The organism is Megasphaera massiliensis (assembly GCF_036305205.1).
Taxonomy (GTDB): Bacteria; Bacillota; Negativicutes; order Veillonellales; family Megasphaeraceae; genus Megasphaera; species Megasphaera massiliensis.
Window position 1 is genome coordinate 87,636 of the sequence record NZ_JAXIXE010000038.1, and the last position, 20,607, is coordinate 108,242.

14 protein-coding genes and 1 other annotated feature are annotated in these 20,607 nt (G+C 50.0%); of the genes, 10 read left to right on the forward strand and 4 right to left on the reverse strand.

Translation table 11 applies throughout. The features are described from left to right. Positions 1–299: 299 nt before the first annotated feature. Positions 300–425, reverse strand: coding sequence for a hypothetical protein (locus UCI88_RS08195; RefSeq protein ID WP_256179349.1), 126 nt, complete (start codon positions 423–425; stop codon positions 300–302). Positions 426–821: 396 nt separating this feature from the next. On the opposite strand from UCI88_RS08195, the gene UCI88_RS08200 reads away from it, so the two are divergent. From UCI88_RS08200 to UCI88_RS08210, 3 genes are all read left to right on the forward strand, one after another. Beyond that, the gene (locus UCI88_RS08200) at positions 822–3,008 is read left to right on the forward strand and encodes an autotransporter outer membrane beta-barrel domain-containing protein (protein ID WP_302357144.1); all 2,187 of its coding nucleotides are present in this window, start codon (positions 822–824) and stop codon (positions 3,006–3,008) included. Between the two features lie 264 nt (positions 3,009–3,272). Beyond that, entirely contained in the window at positions 3,273–6,809 is a 3,537-nt protein-coding gene (locus UCI88_RS08205) for an autotransporter outer membrane beta-barrel domain-containing protein (protein WP_256179347.1), read from the forward strand. Positions 6,810–7,118: 309 nt separating this feature from the next. Then, on the forward strand, positions 7,119–10,160 hold the full coding sequence (locus tag UCI88_RS08210) for an autotransporter outer membrane beta-barrel domain-containing protein (protein WP_302357142.1): 3,042 nt from the start codon (positions 7,119–7,121) through the stop codon (positions 10,158–10,160). Between the two features lie 108 nt (positions 10,161–10,268). Here UCI88_RS08210 and UCI88_RS08215 read toward each other — a convergent pair whose 3' ends face one another. After that, positions 10,269–11,165 (reverse strand): LysR family transcriptional regulator, encoded by an 897-nt coding sequence (locus tag UCI88_RS08215; RefSeq protein ID WP_044503577.1) that lies wholly within the window; start codon positions 11,163–11,165, stop codon positions 10,269–10,271. Positions 11,166–11,325: 160 nt separating this feature from the next. On the opposite strand from UCI88_RS08215, the gene UCI88_RS08220 reads away from it, so the two are divergent. From UCI88_RS08220 to UCI88_RS08250, 7 genes are all read left to right on the forward strand, one after another. Further along, the gene (locus tag UCI88_RS08220; protein ID WP_330024171.1) at positions 11,326–12,471 is read left to right on the forward strand and encodes a 2-methylaconitate cis-trans isomerase PrpF family protein; all 1,146 of its coding nucleotides are present in this window, start codon (positions 11,326–11,328) and stop codon (positions 12,469–12,471) included. 12 nt (positions 12,472–12,483) lie between these two features. After that, a complete protein-coding gene (locus UCI88_RS08225; protein ID WP_044503579.1) occupies positions 12,484–13,893 on the forward strand; it encodes an amino acid permease in 1,410 nt (469 codons plus the stop codon). After that, positions 13,883–14,554 carry an RraA family protein gene (locus tag UCI88_RS08230; RefSeq protein ID WP_044503580.1) on the forward strand — a complete coding sequence of 224 codons (672 nt, stop codon included), beginning with the start codon at positions 13,883–13,885 and terminating at the stop codon, positions 14,552–14,554. Before UCI88_RS08225 ends, UCI88_RS08230 begins: the two co-directional genes overlap by 11 nt. Before the next feature lie 15 nt (positions 14,555–14,569). Next, positions 14,570–15,184: a 4-carboxy-4-hydroxy-2-oxoadipate aldolase/oxaloacetate decarboxylase gene (locus UCI88_RS08235; RefSeq protein WP_044503581.1), complete on the forward strand. Its 615-nt coding sequence runs from the start codon at positions 14,570–14,572 to the stop codon at positions 15,182–15,184. A gap of 21 nt (positions 15,185–15,205) precedes the next feature. After that, the gene (locus UCI88_RS08240) at positions 15,206–16,369 is read left to right on the forward strand and encodes a pyridoxal phosphate-dependent aminotransferase (RefSeq protein WP_044503582.1); all 1,164 of its coding nucleotides are present in this window, start codon (positions 15,206–15,208) and stop codon (positions 16,367–16,369) included. Positions 16,370–16,390: 21 nt separating this feature from the next. Next, positions 16,391–17,194, forward strand: coding sequence for a carbon-nitrogen hydrolase family protein (locus UCI88_RS08245; protein ID WP_044503583.1), 804 nt, complete (start codon positions 16,391–16,393; stop codon positions 17,192–17,194). Between the two features lie 271 nt (positions 17,195–17,465). Continuing rightward, the gene (locus UCI88_RS08250) at positions 17,466–18,572 is read left to right on the forward strand and encodes an NADH-dependent flavin oxidoreductase (RefSeq protein ID WP_256179344.1); all 1,107 of its coding nucleotides are present in this window, start codon (positions 17,466–17,468) and stop codon (positions 18,570–18,572) included. Positions 18,573–18,676: 104 nt separating this feature from the next. On the opposite strand, the gene UCI88_RS08255 is transcribed toward UCI88_RS08250, so the two are convergent. Together UCI88_RS08255 and UCI88_RS11445 are read right to left on the reverse strand one after the other, a co-directional pair. After that, positions 18,677–19,912 carry a YkvI family membrane protein gene (locus UCI88_RS08255; protein WP_256179343.1) on the reverse strand — a complete coding sequence of 412 codons (1,236 nt, stop codon included), beginning with the start codon at positions 19,910–19,912 and terminating at the stop codon, positions 18,677–18,679. A gap of 68 nt (positions 19,913–19,980) precedes the next feature. Next, positions 19,981–20,223 (reverse strand) — a binding site (T-box leader). 210 nt (positions 20,224–20,433) lie between these two features. Continuing rightward, positions 20,434–20,607, reverse strand: a complete 174-nt coding sequence (locus UCI88_RS11445; RefSeq protein WP_407944387.1) for an IS3 family transposase — start codon at positions 20,605–20,607, stop codon at positions 20,434–20,436.

A 20,607-nucleotide genomic window follows, 5' to 3' on the forward strand; every position in this document is an offset into this window, starting at 1 on the left:
CACATAAAGCTAATCTCATATATGCTGTTGGATCAGGGCATAATATCTCCTTAGATGCTAGCAATGATATTCAGTTGAATAAAAAGAGGTCTGATTCACCGGCAACTCTTATTTCTATCGCTGGTGATAATCTCTTACATCTATCGGCTGGTCGCGATGTGATTCTGACCAATGAAAATACTACGAATATACTTAATCTTACGGATGGAGGAAAGGCGGAGGTGCGGGCCGGTCGCAACTTATTGTTTAATCAGGCTAAAATAGAAGGTTCTCCAATACTTACCGTAAGCAATGACTACTCACTGGAGATGATTTCCGGCAATGACATTGTCTTCGATAATGAAGGTAACGGAAATATCATTTATGGAAAGCAGAGTCAAATCAATATTGAGGCGGGGCGTGATATTGTCTATAATCACAAACATGAGAACGGGAGTCCTGTCAATTCTTTTGCTTCTAAGATGAAGACGAGAATCAAAGCTGGCCACGACATCGTAATAAACAGTGTTCGCTCAACCAATCTGTTTAAGATCGTGGGGGGCTCTTCTGTAGCAGTAGTGGCTGATAACGACATCTTATTTCATATTACGAATTTGTCATCACTGCCCGCTATAGGAACTACAAATAATTCCTCCTTTTCCCTAAAGAGCAGGGACTTTTTCAGCAATGCGCAAAGTACTTTGTGGGCAGGTAATAAATCTACGATAGATATCGATGCGAGCCATGATATCAAATTTATCACCTCTGGAGTCAATACTGTAAAGGGCAGTATGATTTCTTCGGATTCATTGGGGCGAAACGAAGTTACTGCTGACCATGATATGATTCTATCTATCGGAGTAACGGCTCGCAACGCTCAGGCGACATCTGGGGGTGTTGTCAATTTGACCGCTGGTCACGACATGATTCTTTCGACGACAGGTAAAGATGCAACCAATCCTCGGGCATCTAACCTCTATGCTAACGACGGCACAATTACGGCGAAAGTCATGGACGGAACTATGTCCATTTCTAACGAAGGCGCTGTCGGGGCCTATGCTGATAACGGCGGCAGCATTACCTTCGAAGGTCCTGTCGTCATGAAAGTCGGAAGCGGAGCCATGGCTGCCAATAGCGGAACGATTCTTTTCAAGGGCCCGGTAACGCTTCAGAGCAGTGCAACGGGCCTTACGGCTGATGGCGGCAGTATTACCCTCGATGGGGACGCTGCGATGAATACGACTGACGGCGCTGTGGCCAATAATAGCGGGACGATTCTTTTCAATGGCCCCCTGACTCTTCAGAGCAGTGCAACGGGGCTTACGGCTGATGGCGGCAGCATTACTCTTGATGGGGCCGCCGTTATGGATACGACTGACGGAGCTGTAGCAACCAATGGCGGAACGATTCTTTTCAACGGTCCATTGACCCTTCACAGCGCTGATACTGCTTTGCGGGCTGCTGACGGCGGCACCATTGATGCTACTGCGGCTGATTCGGATAAATATATTGAAGGCAATGTCGTTTCTAACGGCGGTACCGTTTCTCTCGACTTGAATACGGCCGGATCCTATTTAACCGGGACGACATCGGTGTCGGACAGCACGGCTTCTCTCGATTCGTCTTTGAATCGGGCGGCCGTATCTGACAGTACGGGGACGCTGAACCTGACCCTTGGGAACGGTACCGTTTGGAACGTCACCGGCGACAGTTCTTTGACCAATCTTACCAATAACGGCACCGTCAATATGAGTGGCAGCAATCGGACGGGCCAACAGGTGACGGCTAAGACCCTTTCCGGTACGGGGACGCTGGTCATGGATTTGGACTGGCTGTCCAATCAGGGGACGAAAGGCGTCATGGCCAACAGTGATTATTTGAAGGTCACTGACAGTGCCACCGGGACGCAGTCTTTGGTGAGCAATCCGACTGTCATGAATCTCGATAAGATGGGGGTTAACGACCGCCTCTATGTCGCTGAACTCAATAACAGCGATGCCATTCTTACCAGCCCCATCCAGCAACGCAACGTCAATAAGGGGCATCTCTATGATTACATCATCGGCCTTACCCATGAAACGACGGGCAATACGACGGACTGGTACTTCGGATCCGTCGCTAGCGTCGAAAGCAATGTCGTTCCGGCAGCTAAGGTGCAGAACCGCACCCTGTTCGACATGGCAACCCATATGGATACCCTCAATAAACGCCTCGGCGAAGCTCGCTATGCCGACGGTGAAGATTCGGGTATGTGGGCTCGTTTAACCTATCGCCACCTTGGCCGCGACAGCTACGACGGCCACAGCAATCGCTTTGAACTCGGCTACGATACGGTAAAACCGAGCGATGACAGCACCCTTCGTCAGGGCCTTTCCTTCAGCTACCTTCGCAGCCAAACCTCCTTTGCCGAAGGTCAGGGCAAGTACAAGGGCTACACGGGCAGCTTGTACCGGACTTGGATGGGACAGAAAGGTCATTACCTCGACGTCGTCGGCCGTATTGGCCGCTTGAATGCCGAAGGGACGACGAGACTCACCAATGGCGACGAATCAAAGAGTTCCTTCGGGACTTGGTACCAACAGGCCAGTGTCGAATGGGGCCGCAAGAAAGTTCTGAGCGATTCGTGGTACGTCGAACCGCAGAGCCAACTGCAGTATACGCACATCAATAGGACCAACTACCGGACCAGTGACGGCATCAGCCAAAACTTCGACAGCGTCCACAGCCTCATCGGCCGCTTAGGCTTCCGCTTGGGCAAAGACATCGACGCCAATACATCTTGGTATTTTAAAGCCGACATCCTTCATGAATTTGCCGGCAACAGGACTTTTGATCTGACCTCTGTAGATGGCTTGGAACGGATTCGCTACGATAAGACGGATCATGACACCTGGTACGATGTCGGCGCAGGCATCACGGCTGAGCTCAGCCACGACCGGAGTCTGTGGTTTGAATTGGAACGGACCTTCAACGGTTCCTACGGCAGAGACTGGGAAATCAATGGCGGTATGACCTGGCGCTTCCATTAAGGGAAATAAGGAAAACAATTGAATACATAAACTATTATCCCCGATATCAAGCGAAATATCTTGATATCTGGGATTTTTTCGTTCAAAAAAATACATATATCACAATAACTTATCGATAAATTGATCATATAAACATAAAACTTACACATATTATACAGATAAATGACCATTCTATTACAAAAGTATATAGATAAATGACAGGAAGTAATTTATACTTGAATAAAATGAATGATTTTCGGATTTTTTATGTTTGGAGAGGATACGATGAAAACGGAGAAACGGAATGTATTGCGAGCCTGTATTTTGACCATGCTGCTGGCCATGCCCGTGGCCGGTTCCTATGCCAGTTCCCCCCTTTGGACGGAGGGAACGGAGATATCCGATGAATATACCCTTCCTCCTAGGAGATATGGGGTTACGGTGAATAAGGATGAAGAAATCGTCCGGGCTGCAGGTGATGTGAAAATCAATAACAACGATAATAGCGATAGTTGGCCGATTATTGGTGCGAGTCGTCAAGACCATAAGTCCTTTACCCTTGATATGGATGGACATACGCTTACTGCAGGAGAATATGGCAATTTTATTAATTTTTCTGGCGGAAATGATAATAAAGTTACGATTACCAATGCCGACAATATAGTTAGTAACTTCCATAAGATTTCTTCTATCTTTTCTTGGGGGGAAGGGCATAACATTTCTCTGGATGCGAAAAAAAATATTGAATTTAATAAGATTGAAAACGATAATGGGTATTCCCCGCTTTTTATTCAAGATAAGGGCAGTGTTCTTTCTCTATCGGCAGGGAAGGATGTCGTTGTAACCAATGGCAGCATGAGTTTTATCATAGAGCTTAAAAAGGAGGGAACGGCGAATATACATGCTGATCACGATGTGATATTGAATCAGGAGTATGGTCAGAATCCAAAGTACGGTACGAATCAGATGATTCACGCGGAGAATCAGAGTCAAGTGAGCCTATCTGCCGATAATGATATCCACTTCAATAATAAAGGTGTGAATCGTGTTGTATTTGGTAAGAATAAGGCAGAAGTCAATTTGGTGGCCGGGAACGATATTATCTATAATAATCAGAAGGAAAATGCGAACCCTGTTCATGTTTTAGAATCTGGAAGCAAGGCCTCTATCAAGTCCGGACATGATATTATTCTGAAAGATGTTCCGTCGGTAAACATGTTTGACCTTAAAGAGGGGGCGTCTGTCACGGTAGGAGCCGGAAATGATATTTCCGTCAGTACCAAGAGCGGACAAGCTGTCAGTCTGATTGATACCGATGAGAGCAGTACGGCTGATATCACGGCAGGTCACGACATGACCTTGGATATCGGTGTTGCAGCGCCTGTCGTCCATGCCAAGGGCACGGTCAATTTGGAAGCCGGCAACGATATGACTCTTTCGACGACCGGAGCAGATGATAGAAATCCGAAAATTGCCAATCTGTATGCCGATGGCGAAAAGGCTGTGATTACGGCTAAGGCTACCGAAGGGACGCTGACTATCTCTAATAACGGGGCTGTTGGGGTATATGCTAATAATGGCGGTAAAATTACCCTCGGAGGAAAGGTTGACATGGATACGGGAGATGGCGCCGTGGTTATCAATGGAGGAACGATTTCCTTTACCGGCCCATCTCTGAAGCTTACGAGTAGTGACGCAGGACTTAATGCCGATGAGGGTACGATTACGCTTGACGGGGCTGCTGATGTGGATGCCTCTGACGGAGCTATTGCTCAAAACGGTGGAAGCCTTCTCTTTAAAGGGCCTTTGACCGTACGCAGTACGGATACCGGCCTTGTAGCTTACAGAGATAATAGTAGTATTACTGTCGAAGGTGAAGCTGTCCTGAATGGCTTAGACGGAGTCATTGCTAAAAATGGAGGAACGATTCTTTTTAACGGACCTTTGACCATCAATAGTACGGCGACGGGACTTACGGCTGATGAGGGCAGTATCACTGTCGAAGGTGAAGCTGTCCTGAATGGGGCTTACGGAGTCCTTGCTGAATATGGCGGAACGATTCTCTTTAACGGGCCTTTGACGCTTAAGAGCAGTGCAGCGGGACTTACAGCCGACGGTAGCAACATCACCGTCGGTGGTGACGCCGTTTTGGACACGGCAAACGGGGCTGTGGCTGTTAATGAAGGAACCATTCTTTTCAATGGACCTTTGACGATTCGCAGTACCGGCACGGCTTTACATGCTGTCGACGGCGGCGTCATCGAGGCGACCGCAGAGGATTCGGCTAAATATATTGAAGGCCATATCGTGGCCGACGGCGGCACTGTTTTGTTGGAATTGAATAAGGCCGGCTCGTACCTGACCGGGACGACGACCGTGTCTGATGGCGCAGCCCTTTCTCGTTCCTCTTATCGCAATCGAGCCGCAGACGGCACCGATGAAAGTGCGGGAACGCTGGACTTGAATCTTGGGACGGGAACCGTTTGGAATGTGACCGGCGACAGCTCCCTGACTAACCTTACCAATAACGGCACCGTCAATATGAGAGACAGCAGCCGGACCGGTCAGCAGTTAACCGTCAATACCCTTTCCGGCACGGGCACACTGGCCATGGATTTGGACTGGCTGTCCAATCAGGGGACCAAGAGTGCTACGGCTAACAGCGATTATCTGACAGTCACTGACAGTGCCACGGGAACTCAGACTGTCGTTGCTGATTCGTCGGCCATGAACCTCGATAAGATGACGGTCAATGACCGCTTGTATATCGCCTCTTTACATAATAGTGACGCCGTCCTTACCAGTTCCATTCAGGGACGAATCGCTAATAAAGGTCATCTTTATGACCCCGTTATCGGACTCACTCATGAAACAACGGATGATATGACGGACTGGTACTTCACGGCTGTCGATAGGGTCGAAAGCAACGTCGTTCCGGCAGCTAAGGTGCAGAACCGAGCCCTCTTCGACTTGGCGACGAATATGGACACACTCAATAAGAGACTCGGCGAAGCGCGTTATGCCGACGGCGAAAATTCGGGTATGTGGGCCCGTTTGACCTATCGACACCTCGGCCGTGACAGCTACGACGGTCACAGCAACCGCTTCGAACTCGGTTACGATACGGTAACACCGAGCGATGACAGCACCCTTCGTCAGGGCCTGTCCTTCAGTTACCTCAAGAGCCGGACTTCCTTTGATGAAGGCAATGGAAAATACAAAGGCTATACGGGCAGCTTGTACCGGACTTGGTTCGGACAGAACGGCCATTATCTCGACGTCGTCGGCCGCATTGGAAAGATTAACGGCGATGGGACGACGAGACTCTTCGACGGTGACGAATCGAAGAGCTCCTTTGGTACCTGGTACCAGCAGGCCAGCGTCGAATGGGGCCGCAAGAAAGTATTGCGCGATTCGTGGTACATCGAGCCTCAGAGCCAGCTCCAATATACGCACATCAACGGATACGACTTCCGGACCCATGACGGCGTCGGCCAGGACTTCGACAGCGTCCACAGCCTCATCGGTCGCTTAGGCTTCCGCTTGGGCAAAGATATCGATGCCAATAAGTCTTGGTACTTCAAAGCCGACATCCTCCATGAATTTGCCGGCAACCGGACCTTTGACCTGACTTCTTTGGACGGCTCGGAACGGATTCGCTACGATAAGACCAACCACGACACCTGGTACGATATCGGTGCAGGCCTTACGGCCGAACTCAGCCATGACCGCAGTCTGTGGCTTGAATTTGAACGGACCTTCAACGGCTCCTACGACAACGAGTGGGAACTCAATGGCGGCATGACCTGGCGCTTCCATTGATCGTAAGACCAGACGAAAACTGAACGAATAAAAGATATATCCCCGGTATCACGCTAACTGCTGATATCGGGGATTTCTTTACAATGCCTGTGTCAGAGGGAAGATTGCTCTTTCACCGGATTATCGAATTATTAGAAAACAATTATAATGCAATTAAAAGTATAAATAATAACAAATATGTGTAGATTTATAATTCGATATGATTTACAATGTAATTAGATAAAAAAGTTCCGATATTTTAATGTTTACAGTGGAGACGAAACTATGAAAAAAGAGAGAAAAACGGTATTACGAGCGTGTATTCTGACTATGTTGATGGCTATGCCTGTAGCTAATGTCTGTATGGCTGAAGATTATCCCTTGTCCGGTGATAAAATCGGTGGTGAATACCATATTGAGGGGCGAAACAACGCCATTTTTTTTAGACAGTCAAGAGATGTTGAGGCCGTGGATGATGTGATTATCTCTAATACGGAGGCTGCGGACGGAGATACCACTAACGATACGACCCGGTCTATTATTGGAGCTACGGATGGATCTAACAAGGTTTTTACCCTTGATATGAAGGGACATAGCCTTATTTCCGGGGACTATGGCTCGTTTGTTAATTTGACAAATGGGAGTAATAATAAAGTTATCATCAAAAATGCAAAAAATATCGTCAGCACGTCTCATCTCTCTAATGATATCCATGCTACCGGAACGGGACATGTCATTTCCGTAGAGGCTGCAGAAGATATTCAGTTAAATAGAGAAGATACGATTGAAGACAAATATCCTATCATTTATTGGGGCGGTGAGAATGACCTTTCCTTATCATCGGGGAACAATATTGTCATGAACAATAAGGACGACGTCGTTATGGTTTATGTTGAGCAGCAGGGGAGAGTGCATCTCGTTGCGGACAATGACATTATTTTTAATAGCGATGGAAGGCCCAATGAAGTAAATGGCCATCAAGCCGTGATACATATCGAAGCCGGTCATGACATTATCCATTATCAGAACCATGAAAACAGCAACCCCGTTTATTATTTAGGGGATGAGACGGAGGCTCACGTCAAGGCCGGCCACGACCTGATTATAGACAGCCTCTACTCGACCAATCTGTTTAACGTCAAGGACGGCTCTTCGGCAGACGTCGTAGCAGGCAATGATATTGTCTTTAAGGTGAAGACCTTGGCTTTGACTCCCAGTGCTTACAGCATGTATAATTCAAACCTGTCTCTCCAAAGCAAAAACTTTTTCAGTAATGCCCAGCGAACTTTGCGAACCCGCGACGATTCGCAATTGACGGTCCGGGCCGATCATGATCTCGTCTTTGATACGCCGGGGGCTATTGATGAGCTCAGTATGATTGCCGTGAATGCCAGGAGTACGGCTGACGTCTCGGCCGGTCATGATATGGTGCTAAAGGTTGGCGTCGCAGCCCCTAACGTCCATGTCGATACGAAGGGGACGGCTAATTTGACGGCCGGTCACGATATGATCCTTTCGACGGCCGGTAAGGATGGCGAAAATCCGCTCGAATCCAATCTCTATGCCGATAATGGCACGATTACGGCAAAGGTCATGGACGGGACGTTGTCCATCTCAAATAATGGTGCCGTCGGAGCTTATGCTAATAACGGCGGCAGCATTACCTTCGAAGGCCCTGTCGTCATGAAAACCGGAAGCGGTGCCGTTGCCGCCAATGGAGGGAAGATTCATTTCAACGGTCCCTTGGTGATTGACAGCACCGATACGGCTTTGCGGGCGGTAGATGGCGGCTCCATTGACTTTAAGGGGAGCGATACGGATCAATACATTGAAGGCGATGTCGTTGCTGCTGACGGCGGTATCGTTTCCATCGATTTGGAGAAGGCCGGCTCCTATTTGACCGGGGCAACCTCGGTATCGGATGATCCGACTGCTTCTGTCGACTCGGATTCATCCGATCAGTATCAGGACCGGGCTGCTGTGTCGGACAGTACAGGGACGCTGAATCTTACTTTGGGGAATGGCACCGTTTGGAATGTCACCGGTGACAGTTCTTTGACGAATCTTACCAATAACGGTATCGTCAATATGGCCGACAGCAGTCGGACGGGCCAGCAGGTGACGGCTAAGAACCTCGCCGGAGAGGGGACGCTGGTCATGGATTTGGACTGGCTGTCCAATCAAGGGACGAAAGGCGTGACGGCCAACAGCGATTATTTGAAGGTCACTGACAGTGCTGCGGGAACGCAGGCTTTGGTGAGTGATTCGAGCGTCATGAACCTCAATAAGATGGGCGTTAACGATCGACTCTATGTCGCTGAACTCCATAACAGCGATGCCGTCCTCACCAGCTCCATTCAACAGCGCAACGTCCATAAAGGGCACCTCTATGATTATCTCATCGGCCTGACCCATGAAACGGCGGGTGATAGGACGGACTGGTACTTCGGCTCCGTCGCTAACGTCGAAAGCAATGTCGTTCCGGCCGCAACGGTGCAGAACCGCACCCTCTTCGACATGGCGACGAATATGGATACACTCAATAAACGACTCGGCGAAGCGCGTTATACTGATGGGGAAGATTCGGGCATGTGGGCTCGTTTAACCTATCGTCACCTCGGCCGCGACAGCTATGATGGTCACAGCAACCGCTTTGAACTGGGCTTCGACGGCGTAGATCAGAGAGAGGATGGAAGTACCCTTCGTCAGGGTCTTTCCTTCAGCTACATTCGCAGCCAAACCTCCTTTACCGAAGGGCAGGGCAAGTACAAGGGCTACACGGGCAGCTTCTATCAGACCTGGCTCGGTCAGAAGGGCCACTACCTCGACGTCGTCGGCCGCATTGGCCGATTGAATGCCGAAGGGACGACGAGACTCTTCGACGGTGACGAATCGAAGAGCTCCTTCGGTACCTGGTACCAGCAGGCCAGCGTCGAATGGGGCCGCAAGAAAGCATTGCGCAATTCGTGGTACATCGAGCCCCAGAGTCAGCTCCAATATACGCACATCAACGGATACGACTTCCGGACCCATGACGGCGTCGGCCAGGACTTCGACAGCGTCCACAGCTTCATCGGCCGCCTGGGATTCCGCCTCGGCCGTGACATCGACGCCAACAAGGCTTGGTACTTCAAGGCCGACATCCTCCATGAATTTGCCGGGAACCGCACCTTCAACCTGACCTCTATGGACGGCTTGGAACGCCTGCGCTTCGATAAGACCCATCACGATACGTGGTACGACATCGGCGCCGGCATTACGGCCGAACTCAGCAACGACCGCAGCCTGTGGCTCGAATTCGAACGGAACTTCAACGGCTCCTACGACAATGAATGGGAACTCAACGCCGGCATGACCTGGCGCTTCCATTAAGGGGCACCGCAAAAACGGAATACATGACAACACCCGATATCAGAGGGATTCCTTTGATATCGGGTGTTTTTGGTTGGCCGGCCCAGCGACAGCGGAGGGGCATTCCTTTTAGAGTTTTTGAAATAGCGTCGTCGTTTCCTGGAAGTAGGTGACGTATTTTTGAAATGTCGTGAGTACGGGAATGTGATTGGAAAGGGGCTCCTTATGGGTGATTTGATAAATGGTCCTATCTGGCGGCGGTGAGGTCAGTGGATAGACGGCCAAATCCATTTCTTTCAGCAGTAAACGGGCCATGGAGATCGGGAATATAGACCAGTAGTTATTTTTTAGAAAATAGTGGCTCAATGACGGATTATTGAACTTGATGCGCGGACTGGTGACGGTATTGAACCAGAAATCATGCCAGGCTCGAAATTCAGGGCTCCAGTCGATGAAGATTTCTTTTTTTACGTCTAAATCCTGGGGATGAATCGAAGCAGAAGGAAACGGCATGTCTTTTTGGCACAATAAGACCATCGGTTCGGTGAATAAGATTCGGGTCACGACATTTTTGTAAGCGAAGGAGGTAATGACGAAGCCCGTGTCGATTTCATGATTTAAGAGGAGATTGTAGATCTCCTGTGAATGCTGGGTTCGGATGTCTAAGTCAAGGGTCTCTTCATGGGAGAGGAGATTTTGGTACAGCTCCGGAAAGACGTAGGTATTGAGACTGTCTGTACAGCCCAGGGATAAGGTGCTGTGCGGCCGCATGTCTTGAAGCGCCTGTGTATCCTTAAATAAGGAGAGCCAACGCTCTGCCAGGGGAAGAAAATTTTCGCCTTTGGGAGTCAGGTGGATCGTCCGTTGGCCCTGATGGCGGATAATGAGCTGACTGTTCAGTTCGGCTTCCATGGTTTTTAAATGATGACTGACCGTCGACTGTGATAAGTAGAGGTTTTCCGCTGCTTTCGAAAGACTGTGTGTCTTGACGATTTCCAAGAAGACGCGGATGGCAGTGATGTTCATAATGATCCCTTCTTACGGCGGATATATATCATAAAATATCTAAGTTATCTATATTATAATGCTAAATCATTCATTATTCAAATGAATGACTAGCGTATATAATGAGATTAACCAATAGGAATAGTTGAAAGGAGTTGATTGAATGTATCCGGGAATGAACATGATCCGCTGTAGTATTATGCGCGGCGGCACGAGTAAAGGAATTTTTCTTATGGCTCACGATTTGCCGTCGGATCGGGATCAGCAGGATAAGGTCATCTTACAGATTTTCGGGACACCGGATATCCGTCAAATAGACGGGCTGGGAGGGGGTGACCTACTGACCAGCAAATGTGCCATCATCGGTCCGCCGTCACGGCCTGATGCGGATGTAGATTATACCTTTGCTCAGGTGGCACTCGACGAAGCCAGTGTCAACCGCAAGGGGAACTGCGGCAATATCGCAGCTGCTGTCGGTCCGTTTGCCATCCATCACGGATTGGTTCCGGTAACGGAACCGGTGACAACCGTTCGGATCCACTTGACGAATTCTAACAATATCGTCACCGCGGAAATACCCGTTTCTGAAGGCGAAGCCGTTGTCGACGGAGAGCTTCATATTGACGGCGTGCCGGGGTTCGGGGCCCGCATCACCTTAGACTGGAAAGACGGTCAGGGAGCCTTTACGGGAAAGATGCTGCCTACCGGAAATTTATCCGATGTCATTGAAGCCCGCGGTCGGAATTATCGCGTTTCCATCTTTGATGTCGGCAATCCCTTGGTCTTTATCCAAGCCGCTGAACTCAATCTGACCGGTCTGGAAACGCCTAAAATGCTCGAAGCCAATAAGGAAGTCATGGACTTGTTGGAAGAAATTCGAGGAAAAGCAGCTGAAAAAATCGGAATGGTGAAGCATTGGCAGTCTTCCGTACAAGAATCGGGATACGTTCCCTTTATTGCACTGGTCAGTCCGCCGGCGTCGTATCAGACCTTTGACGGCAAGCACGTAGACGGACAGGATGTCGATATTGTCAGCCGCCTGCTGTTCATGCAGCAAGTCCACAAGAGTTATCCTGTTACGTCAACGGTTACCTTGGCCATTGCGGCAAAACTTCCCGGCACTGTCGTCAGTCCGGTCGTCCGACCGGAGACGAAGCAGAACCTGGACATCCGTATCGGTCATCCGGCAGGAATCATTCCGGCAGAATCGATTGTCGATATTGAAAAAGATTCTATTATCGTTCGCAAAGCGGCTATGTACCGGACTGCCCGGCTCATCATGGACGGCTATGTGTACGTACGTCAGTCTCAGCTCGGTCGGGTATAAGGAGGTTATATTATGGCTGAAAAAACGAAAGAAGGTCTGCAGCGTGGTTTAAAAGAACGGCATATTCAGTTGATGGCCATTGGCACAGCTATTGGTGTCGGCCTGTTCCTGGGGTCTTCCCCGGCCATCCAGCTGACAGGGCCGTCGATTATCCTGGGATATATGGTTTGCGGCTTGATTGTCTTTATTGTCATGAGGGCTTTAGGCGAGTTGTCCGTACATAATCCGGTTTCCGGGTCCTTTGCCCGCCATGCCAGGGACTATATCGGTCCTTGGGCCGGCTTTATGGCTTCGTGGAATTATTTGTACATGATTTGGGCTGTCTGCACGGCAGAAATCATTGCAGCACCGATATTCATGCAGTTTTGGCTTCCGGATACGCCGCGATTGTTATGGTCGTTTCTGGCCTTTGCCCTGATCGTCGGGATGAATTTCATGGCCGTCCGCCATTTTGGGGAATTGGAATTTTGGTTTGCCATGATTAAGATTATTGCCATTGTCGGCATGATTTTCTTTGGCGGACTCATTATTTTTGTCGGTATCGGGCAATTTTCGGAACCTGTCGGGATCTCTCATTTATGGGATACGGGAGGTTTCTTCCCGAAAGGCGCCTCTGGCTTTTTGATGGCCCTGCCGTTTTGTATCTATGCGTACGGCGGTTCGGAAATGATCGGCAATACGGCCGGTGAAGTACAGAATCCTGAAAAAACACTGGCGAAAGCCATTAACAATATCTTTTTGAGAATCCTCATTTTTTATGTCGGCTCGTTATTTGTCGTCATGTGTATCTTCCCCTGGGATCAGGTAGGCGGGAATTTCGGCAGTCCCTTTGTCCAAGTTTTCCACTACGCAGGCATTCAAGAAGCAGCCGGAATCATGAACTTCGTCGTACTGACGTCGGCCTTGTCTTCGTTTAACAGTAATCTCTTTGCCGGGACGCGAATGGTGTTTAACTTGTCGGAACAGCATCAGGCGCCGCAGTATCTCCGGAAGATAAATGGCAACGGCATTCCGTACCGCTGTGTCATCGTCATTGCCATTTCCCTCTTTGCCGGCGTTATCTTAAGCCTTTTCGTGCCGAAGGATGTCTTCAATGCAATGGTTGGAGCCGGTTCGACGTCCATCATGGTGACCTATATGATCATCTTGGTTTCACACCACCGTTATCGTCGGCTGTTGGCCGCCGGGAAAATAAAGGAAAGCCGTTTCCGCCTGCCTTTTTACCCCTTGACGACGTGGATTGCCGCCGCTTTTATCGCCGTTTCCCTGGTAGTTATCGCCTATGGGGAGTCGACTCGTATCGGTTTTTGCGTGGCCCTGGTATTGTATGCTGCTCTCACGGTCATTTATTTTTTTACAGGTATGAATAAACCGGTAACTTTTATGGAATCACAGAAAGGATGCAGTCAAAATGAACTATAAAGAATTAGATACATCAATCGTAGAAGCTTTTAAAGAATTGGATACGTCTTCCCTGACCGATGCTCTTGATAAGCAGGGTATTGACGGTGGCCTTTTGGGCATCAAAGCCGTCGTCCCGGGAACGCGTCTTTGCGGCCAGGCTTTTACCGTACAGTATATTCCCTGCGGTCAAACTAAGGGGACTGTAGGCGATTTCCTCGACGATGTGCCGACGGGCCATGTCGTCGTCATTGCCAATGAAGGCAGACAGTACTGCACTGTCTGGGGGGATATCATGTCCCAGGTCGCTGAATGGAAAGGCGTGGCCGGTACGGTCATCGACGGCGTATGCCGGGACGTTAAGACGATTCAAGCGTTAAAATATCCGATCTTTACAAAAGGCAATTACATGATGACCGGCAAGGACCGCGTTGAAGTTTCTTCGATTAACGAACCTGTTTCTATTTCGTCGGTCAAGGTTTGCCCCGGAGATTTGATCGTAGCCGATGAAAACGGTGCCGTCTGCATTCCCTTGCAGGCCGTAGAAACGACGCTGAAAATCGCCCGATCCATTGAAGAGACGGAACAAAAGATTGTAGCCCTGGTCAAGAGCGGTAAGACCTTGAAAGAAGCTCGGGCACAGATGGGCTATCATCATTTGCAGACACACGAAGAACAGTAAGAGAGGGGAATCACTATGGATATTGCCAGTGCTTTTAAAGGTATCCCGACAGGGAACATTTGTGATATGAACGGCCGGGAAGGGAGTATGGATGAGGCTATAAAACCGTTGGACTATCATTTTGAAATGACCGGTTATGCCATGACCGTGACCTGCGTGCCCGGCGACAACCTGACGATTCACCGGGCTATTGCCGAAGCCAAGCCGGGCGTCGTCTTGGTCATTCAGTGCGGGGGATATCTCCAGGCCGGTGTCTTTGGGGAACTCTTTGCGACATCCTGCCGGGCCAAGGGAATCGCCGGCGTCGTCATCGACGGGGCCTGCCGGGATAAGCGGGATATCATCGACATGAACTATCCCGTCTTTGCCCGAGGCGTCTGCCCGAACGGGACGCTGAAAGAAACATGCGGTACCATCAATGCTGTCATTGAATGCGGAGGACGAATCGTTCATCCCGGTGACATCGTCATCGGCGATGCCGACGGTGTCGTCGTCATTCCCAAGGAAAAAGCAGCAGAAGTTCTTGAAAAATCACAAGCTAAGAAAGCCAAAGAAGACGAATTGAAAGTTCTGTTGCAGCAAGGCCAAACGACGGCCGATTTGATGGGCTTTGCCAAGAAGTGGCAGTAATTGAAACAGGAGGGATCAGTCATGCGTGATTTTATCAGCCAACGGGTAAAGGAGCTGCAGCCGTCTGCAACGGTGCGGCTCATGAGTTTGGCAAAACAGATGAAAGAAGAAGGCCAGGATATCATTAACCTGGCCGGTGGTGAACCGGATTTTAAGACGCCGTCACCGATTATCGAACGGGCCTATACAGATATGAAGGCCGGATTCACCTCTTATATCCAGAGTCAGGGCCTGCCGGAACTGCGCCGGAAACTGGCACAGAAACTGCAGGTCGAAAATCACATCGATGCCGTTCCGGAAGGGATTTTAGTGACGGCCAGTACGAAATTAGCGCTTTTCATCGGCCTTTTTACCTGCCTCCAGGCCGGTGATGAAGCCCTGTATTTTGAACCGGCCTATGTATCCTATAAGCCCATTATTGAATTGACGGGGGCCAAAGCTATCGGCATCCCTTTGTCTTATGAGGATAACTATCAGATTCGCAAGAGTGAGATTGAGCGATTCATTACGCCGCAGACGAAGGCCATTATTTTATGCTCGCCCAATAATCCGACGGGCCGCGTCTGCCAGGCTGATGAACTGAAGGCCATTGCCGAAGTGGCTTGTGAGCGGGATTTGCTCATCTTTTCCGACGAAATCTATGAACGAATCATTTTTTCCGGGTTCAAGCATATCAGTCCGGCCAGCCTGCCCGAATTGAAAGGCCGGGTCATTACGCTCAACGGTTTTTCAAAAGCCTATGCCATGGCCGGCTGGCGTCTGGGCTACGTCGCTGCCGATCCGGATCTGCTTCGGCAAATGGCGAAAGTCCAGCAGCATATTCTCAACTGTGCGACATCCTTCGTGCAGAGTGCAGCTCTTACGGCCCTCGATTGTGAAGCCGACGTCAGCCGCATGTGCCGGGAATATGATGAACGGTGTCGATATTTTGTACAGGCCCTGAATGAAATCCCCTGCGTCACCTGCCGGGCTCCTCAAGGTGCCTTCTATGTCTTACCACGGATTGATTACCGCGGCATGGATTCCCTGGCCTTAAGTGAATACCTCCTTACCGAGGGCCGGGTTGCTGCAGCGCCGGGGGATGCCTTTGGCCGAGGTGCTGAAAATTGTATCCGCATGCCTTTTGCGGCTTCTATGGAAGTCCTGCAGGAAACGGTTCGCCGCCTGCAGCGTATCTTGCAATAAAGAAGGAGAGGAAGGTAACTCATGGTACGCATTGCTTGTGCCCAGCTCCGGTTGGGAAAAAATTTAGAAGAAAATTATCAGAAGGCCCTGACCTATCTTCATAAGGCGAAAGAATCCGGCGCACAGCTGGTCTGCTTTCCGGAAGGGCAGCTGATGGAATATATACCGCAGTATGCCGGTCTTTCTAAGGACAATATCGCCCTTCCGTTGGATGATCCGCATATCGAAGGACTGTGCCGTGCCTGCCGGGAAGAAGGCATCATCGGCGTCTTTTCACTGGTATTGACTTGGGACGGAAAGATTTATCCGACGATGATGGTCATCGATGAAAATGGGGAAATCAAAGCCATTGTCCGCAAGAACCATATTGTCCGGGCCCACCATTTCTATGAGCAGGATTACTTCTCGCCCGGCGATGACGGTTTCGTCGTCGTGCCGACATCAGCCGGCAATATCGGCCTTATCGTCTGCTTTGACCGTCATTATCCGGAAAGCTTCCGGACGCTGGCGCTGAAAGGGGCGGATCTGGTCATTACGGCTGTGGCCAATGAAACGACAGAACCGCTGGATGTATTCCAATGGGAAATTCGGATCCCTGCTTTCCAGAACAGTTTCTATGCCGTCATGGTCAACCGTACCGGTCAAGAAGGCGTCATGGATTTCTGTGGTCAGACCATCGTTGCCGGACCGGACGGATCTGTCGCGGCCTTGGCAGGAGCCGGTGAAGAACTCCTGTTGGCTGATTTGGATTACGAAAAGGCCCGCCAACTGCGGGATGAAAAACAATACTTGCCCCTGCGCCGCAGAGACGTATTTGAATTATAAGAAACTGGAGCTGTGCCTGAGAAAAAGATCCTCAAGGGGCAGCTCCTTCTTCTTTTGATGACGTCTCTTGACGGGTTGGAAGGCCTGGGGTATGATAAAACAAACCACGCTAGATGGTACGATGCAGGCACTGTTATTACGGCTACATTCAATTCCGATGGGAATCGTCGAATTTAAGCGCGTCCGACCGGGACTGAGCACGAAATGCCGGCATGATGGCGTGCCTCTATTAAACGTATACTGACATAATCTTTCAAGAGAGGTGAAGACAGTGACTAACTTAACGGATACCCTTACCTTCAAACGAGGCCTTACGGTAAAGAACCGCTTGGCTATTCCGCCCATGACGACGCGCATGAGTTATTATGACGGCACGGTCACAGGTGACGAAATCGCCTATTACGGCATGCGCACCGGTGCTGTCGGCATGTTTGTTACGGGCGTAGCCTATATCCAGCCGAACGGCAAGGGGTGGACCGGGGAATTGAGCGTCCATGACGATGCATTCATTCCCAATCTCAGCAAATTGGCTTCGACGATAAAACGGGACGGGACCCGGGCTATCCTTCAGATCTTCCATGCCGGCCGCATGACCGACAGCAAGACCATCGAAGGCGAACAGCCTGTAGCCCCCAGCGCCGTCGCTGCTGCCAAGAAAGGTGCCGAAACGCCGCGGGAACTGCGGGATGACGAAATCGAAGAAATCATCGAAAACTTTAAAAAGGCTGCCGTTCGAGCTGTCAAAGCCGGGTTTGACGGCGTAGAAATCCACGGTGCCAACCACTACTTGCTGCACCAGTTCTTTTCACCCCATTCCAACCGCCGCACCGACAAATGGGGTGGAAGCCTGGAAAAGCGCTATACCTTCATTGAACGCGTTGTCGATGGCATCATTGAAACCATCGATGCCATGAACGTTCCCAACTTCATCATCGGCTACCGTTTTTCGCCGCGGGAAGAAACGGATCCGGGCTTCAATTTGAAGGAAACTTTGTGGCTCGTCGATAAACTGGCCGATAAGAAATTGGATTATCTCCATATTTCCCTGACCCGTTATGACCGCAAGACCAACCTTCCGGAATACCAGGAAAAATCGATGCTGGCCTATGTCCACGACGCCATTGGCGGCCGCATGCCCCTCATTTCCGTCGGTGACGTCCGCACTCGTGCCGACGTAGAAGCGGCACTGGCCCATTCGGAAATCGTCGCTGCCGGATGCTCGTCCCTCATCGATCCCAATTGGAGTGCCAAGATTTTGGCGAATCGGGATGCTGAAATCCGTCAGAAACTCAACGTACAGGACCGGGACTTGCTGATGATTGCCAATGGCACATACGGTTTCATGAAACTGAAAGTGCCTGACCGCTTAGTCGAATAAAAAATATCATAAGCGATAAAAATGCCTTGCACCCTCGTAGATGCAAGGCATTTTGTCTGTCTGTGAGCGGACGTGTCTTTTGATGATACCTTGAGTTATCTCAATTAATGGCCGGCAGCTTCGGCAGTCGGCTTGAAAGCCTGTGACGTTTGCGGATTTTCGTTCATGCTGTCGATGCGAGCCCGGTATTCCTTATCACTGGCATAGCGTTTATTTTTATAGCGGCCAATGGTCAGGAAGGGGACGATGATGATGGCGATGGCAGCGTATCCGCAGTAGCCGTAACCGTATTTGATGATATTGGTCAGGCCGGCAATGGAAACGGTCATCGAGGCGATGATGATGAAAGCCGTGACCATGGCAGCGCGGATGACCGAGCGGGAGCTGATTTTTTTCAGGATATTGATTTCCGAAAAACGAGCGGTGAAGCCGAAGACCGTCGTGACGCCGGTAGAAATGAGGCACAGCATCAGGAAGGCACTGTAGACGATGGTCAGCCACGGTAATCCCATGGCCTGGCTGCTGGTCAGCGTCGGCAGTGTCGATTTACCGTAGAAGCCGGACCAGCCTAAGAGCATGACGACGGCTAAGGTCAGGGCAGCGGCGTTCATGGCGAAGGAAATCCACATCGACATGGCGCAGTTCTTACGGGTGACTAAGGGCGTACCGACGACGATCATGGTCGGGATGACGACGCACTGGAAACCGGCATAGGTGAAGGCGTGGAGAATGGCTGTCGGGACGTTGCTGAAACCGTTGGCGGAAAAGTCCTGGGCCATGACGGCTGTAAAGGCCTGGGTTCCTTCAACGGAACCTGCCGCATAGATGCCGACCGAGAAAATGATGGCGACCATGGCCAGGATGGCCATGCCCATGTACGTCGTTGCTCGGCGGACCAGGCCGGCACCGAAGATCGTCAAGAAGAAGATGATGATGCCGACGACGCCGATACCGGCGTAGTAGTTGAGGCCGGTTTGGGCATTGATGGCGGAAGCGGCACCGGAAATCGTAGCCGATACGGCCATTAAGACCATGATATAGAAGAAGGCTTCAAAGAAGTATTCGATGCCCGTAAAGGGGCGGTATAAGTTCTGGAATAACTGGCGGTAACTGGTGAGGTGCCGCGAATTGTACATGTTCATGGCTTCTTTGATGGTCAGGGTAAAGAGCAGCATGGTGATGATCGCCGTAATGGGGCCGAGCCAGCCCAGGCTGACGAAGTAGACGTTTTCCTGATTGCCTGTGGCAAAACCGCCGCCGGCGTGAGAACTGAACAGGACGGCACCGACGGAAAAGCACATGCTGAGGGATGCCGTTTTAATCGATGAAATATTGGCCATAATAGTTTCCTCCTTTGATGGACAGGGAGAGAAACGAAAACGCCTTTCGTCTCTCTGCAAGGTATTTGCTAAGAGACGAAAGGCGTTATATCCTTCCGCGGTACCACTCTGTTTCATCCTCTCGGATGCACTCTCGGATACGGCCATCGGCGATATCCATGCTCTGTAACGGGAGTTCCCGTGTCGGCCTACTTTGTTCAGCGTCTCCGCTCGGCAATGAGTTCGGTTCGGCTCCTGTACTGCCTTGCACCGGCCGGCAGCTCTCTGAAAACGAGGGGTTCGAACGTACTATTTTGCGTCGTCGCGTTTATGGCGTTTTTTGTTGATGTGGCTATGATATCACCGAGAACTTAAAAAGTCAAGGAAGAAAAATAAAATTTTTTTGAAAATATATAGATAAACGTTTAAGTTTAAAGAAAAAGAAAAGACCGCCCATGACGGTGAACTGCTACCCGTCAAGTAGACACTTGAAAAAATATAAATAGGTTTTGTTTCTGCCACCGGTTTCCGGTGGCAGTTTTTTATGCTGCCAGCCAATAGCTGGCATGTTTTTCCATCGGAGTCAAGACTCCCAGATTTCTCTGTAATCGTTTGGTATTGTAGTATTCAATATATTCTTCTATCGCTTTAATCAGTGTTTCTCTATCTGTAAAACGATGGCCATAGTAACGTTCTCTCTTTAAGATGCCCCAGAT

Excerpts from the sequence above, each read along its gene's own strand:
- UCI88_RS08215 (WP_044503577.1), bottom strand. The coding sequence starts at position 11,165 with ATGAACATCACTGCCATCCGCGTCTTCTTGGAAATCGTCAAGACACAC.
- UCI88_RS08230 (WP_044503580.1), top strand. The coding sequence starts at position 13,883 with ATGAACTATAAAGAATTAGATACATCAATCGTAGAAGCTTTTAAAGAA.
- UCI88_RS08245 (WP_044503583.1), top strand. The coding sequence starts at position 16,391 with ATGGTACGCATTGCTTGTGCCCAGCTCCGGTTGGGAAAAAATTTAGAA.
- UCI88_RS08210 (WP_302357142.1), top strand. The coding sequence starts at position 7,119 with ATGTTGATGGCTATGCCTGTAGCTAATGTCTGTATGGCTGAAGATTAT.
- UCI88_RS08240 (WP_044503582.1), top strand. The coding sequence starts at position 15,206 with ATGCGTGATTTTATCAGCCAACGGGTAAAGGAGCTGCAGCCGTCTGCA.
- UCI88_RS08255 (WP_256179343.1), bottom strand. The coding sequence starts at position 19,912 with ATGGCCAATATTTCATCGATTAAAACGGCATCCCTCAGCATGTGCTTT.
- UCI88_RS08235 (WP_044503581.1), top strand. The coding sequence starts at position 14,570 with ATGGATATTGCCAGTGCTTTTAAAGGTATCCCGACAGGGAACATTTGT.
- UCI88_RS08195 (WP_256179349.1), bottom strand. The coding sequence starts at position 425 with ATGTTTGTGATTATAGACAATATCACGCCCCGCCTCAATATTGATTTG.
- UCI88_RS08220 (WP_330024171.1), top strand. The coding sequence starts at position 11,326 with ATGATCCGCTGTAGTATTATGCGCGGCGGCACGAGTAAAGGAATTTTT.
- UCI88_RS08205 (WP_256179347.1), top strand. The coding sequence starts at position 3,273 with ATGAAAACGGAGAAACGGAATGTATTGCGAGCCTGTATTTTGACCATG.
- UCI88_RS08225 (WP_044503579.1), top strand. The coding sequence starts at position 12,484 with ATGGCTGAAAAAACGAAAGAAGGTCTGCAGCGTGGTTTAAAAGAACGG.
- UCI88_RS08200 (WP_302357144.1), top strand. The coding sequence starts at position 822 with ATGATTCTATCTATCGGAGTAACGGCTCGCAACGCTCAGGCGACATCT.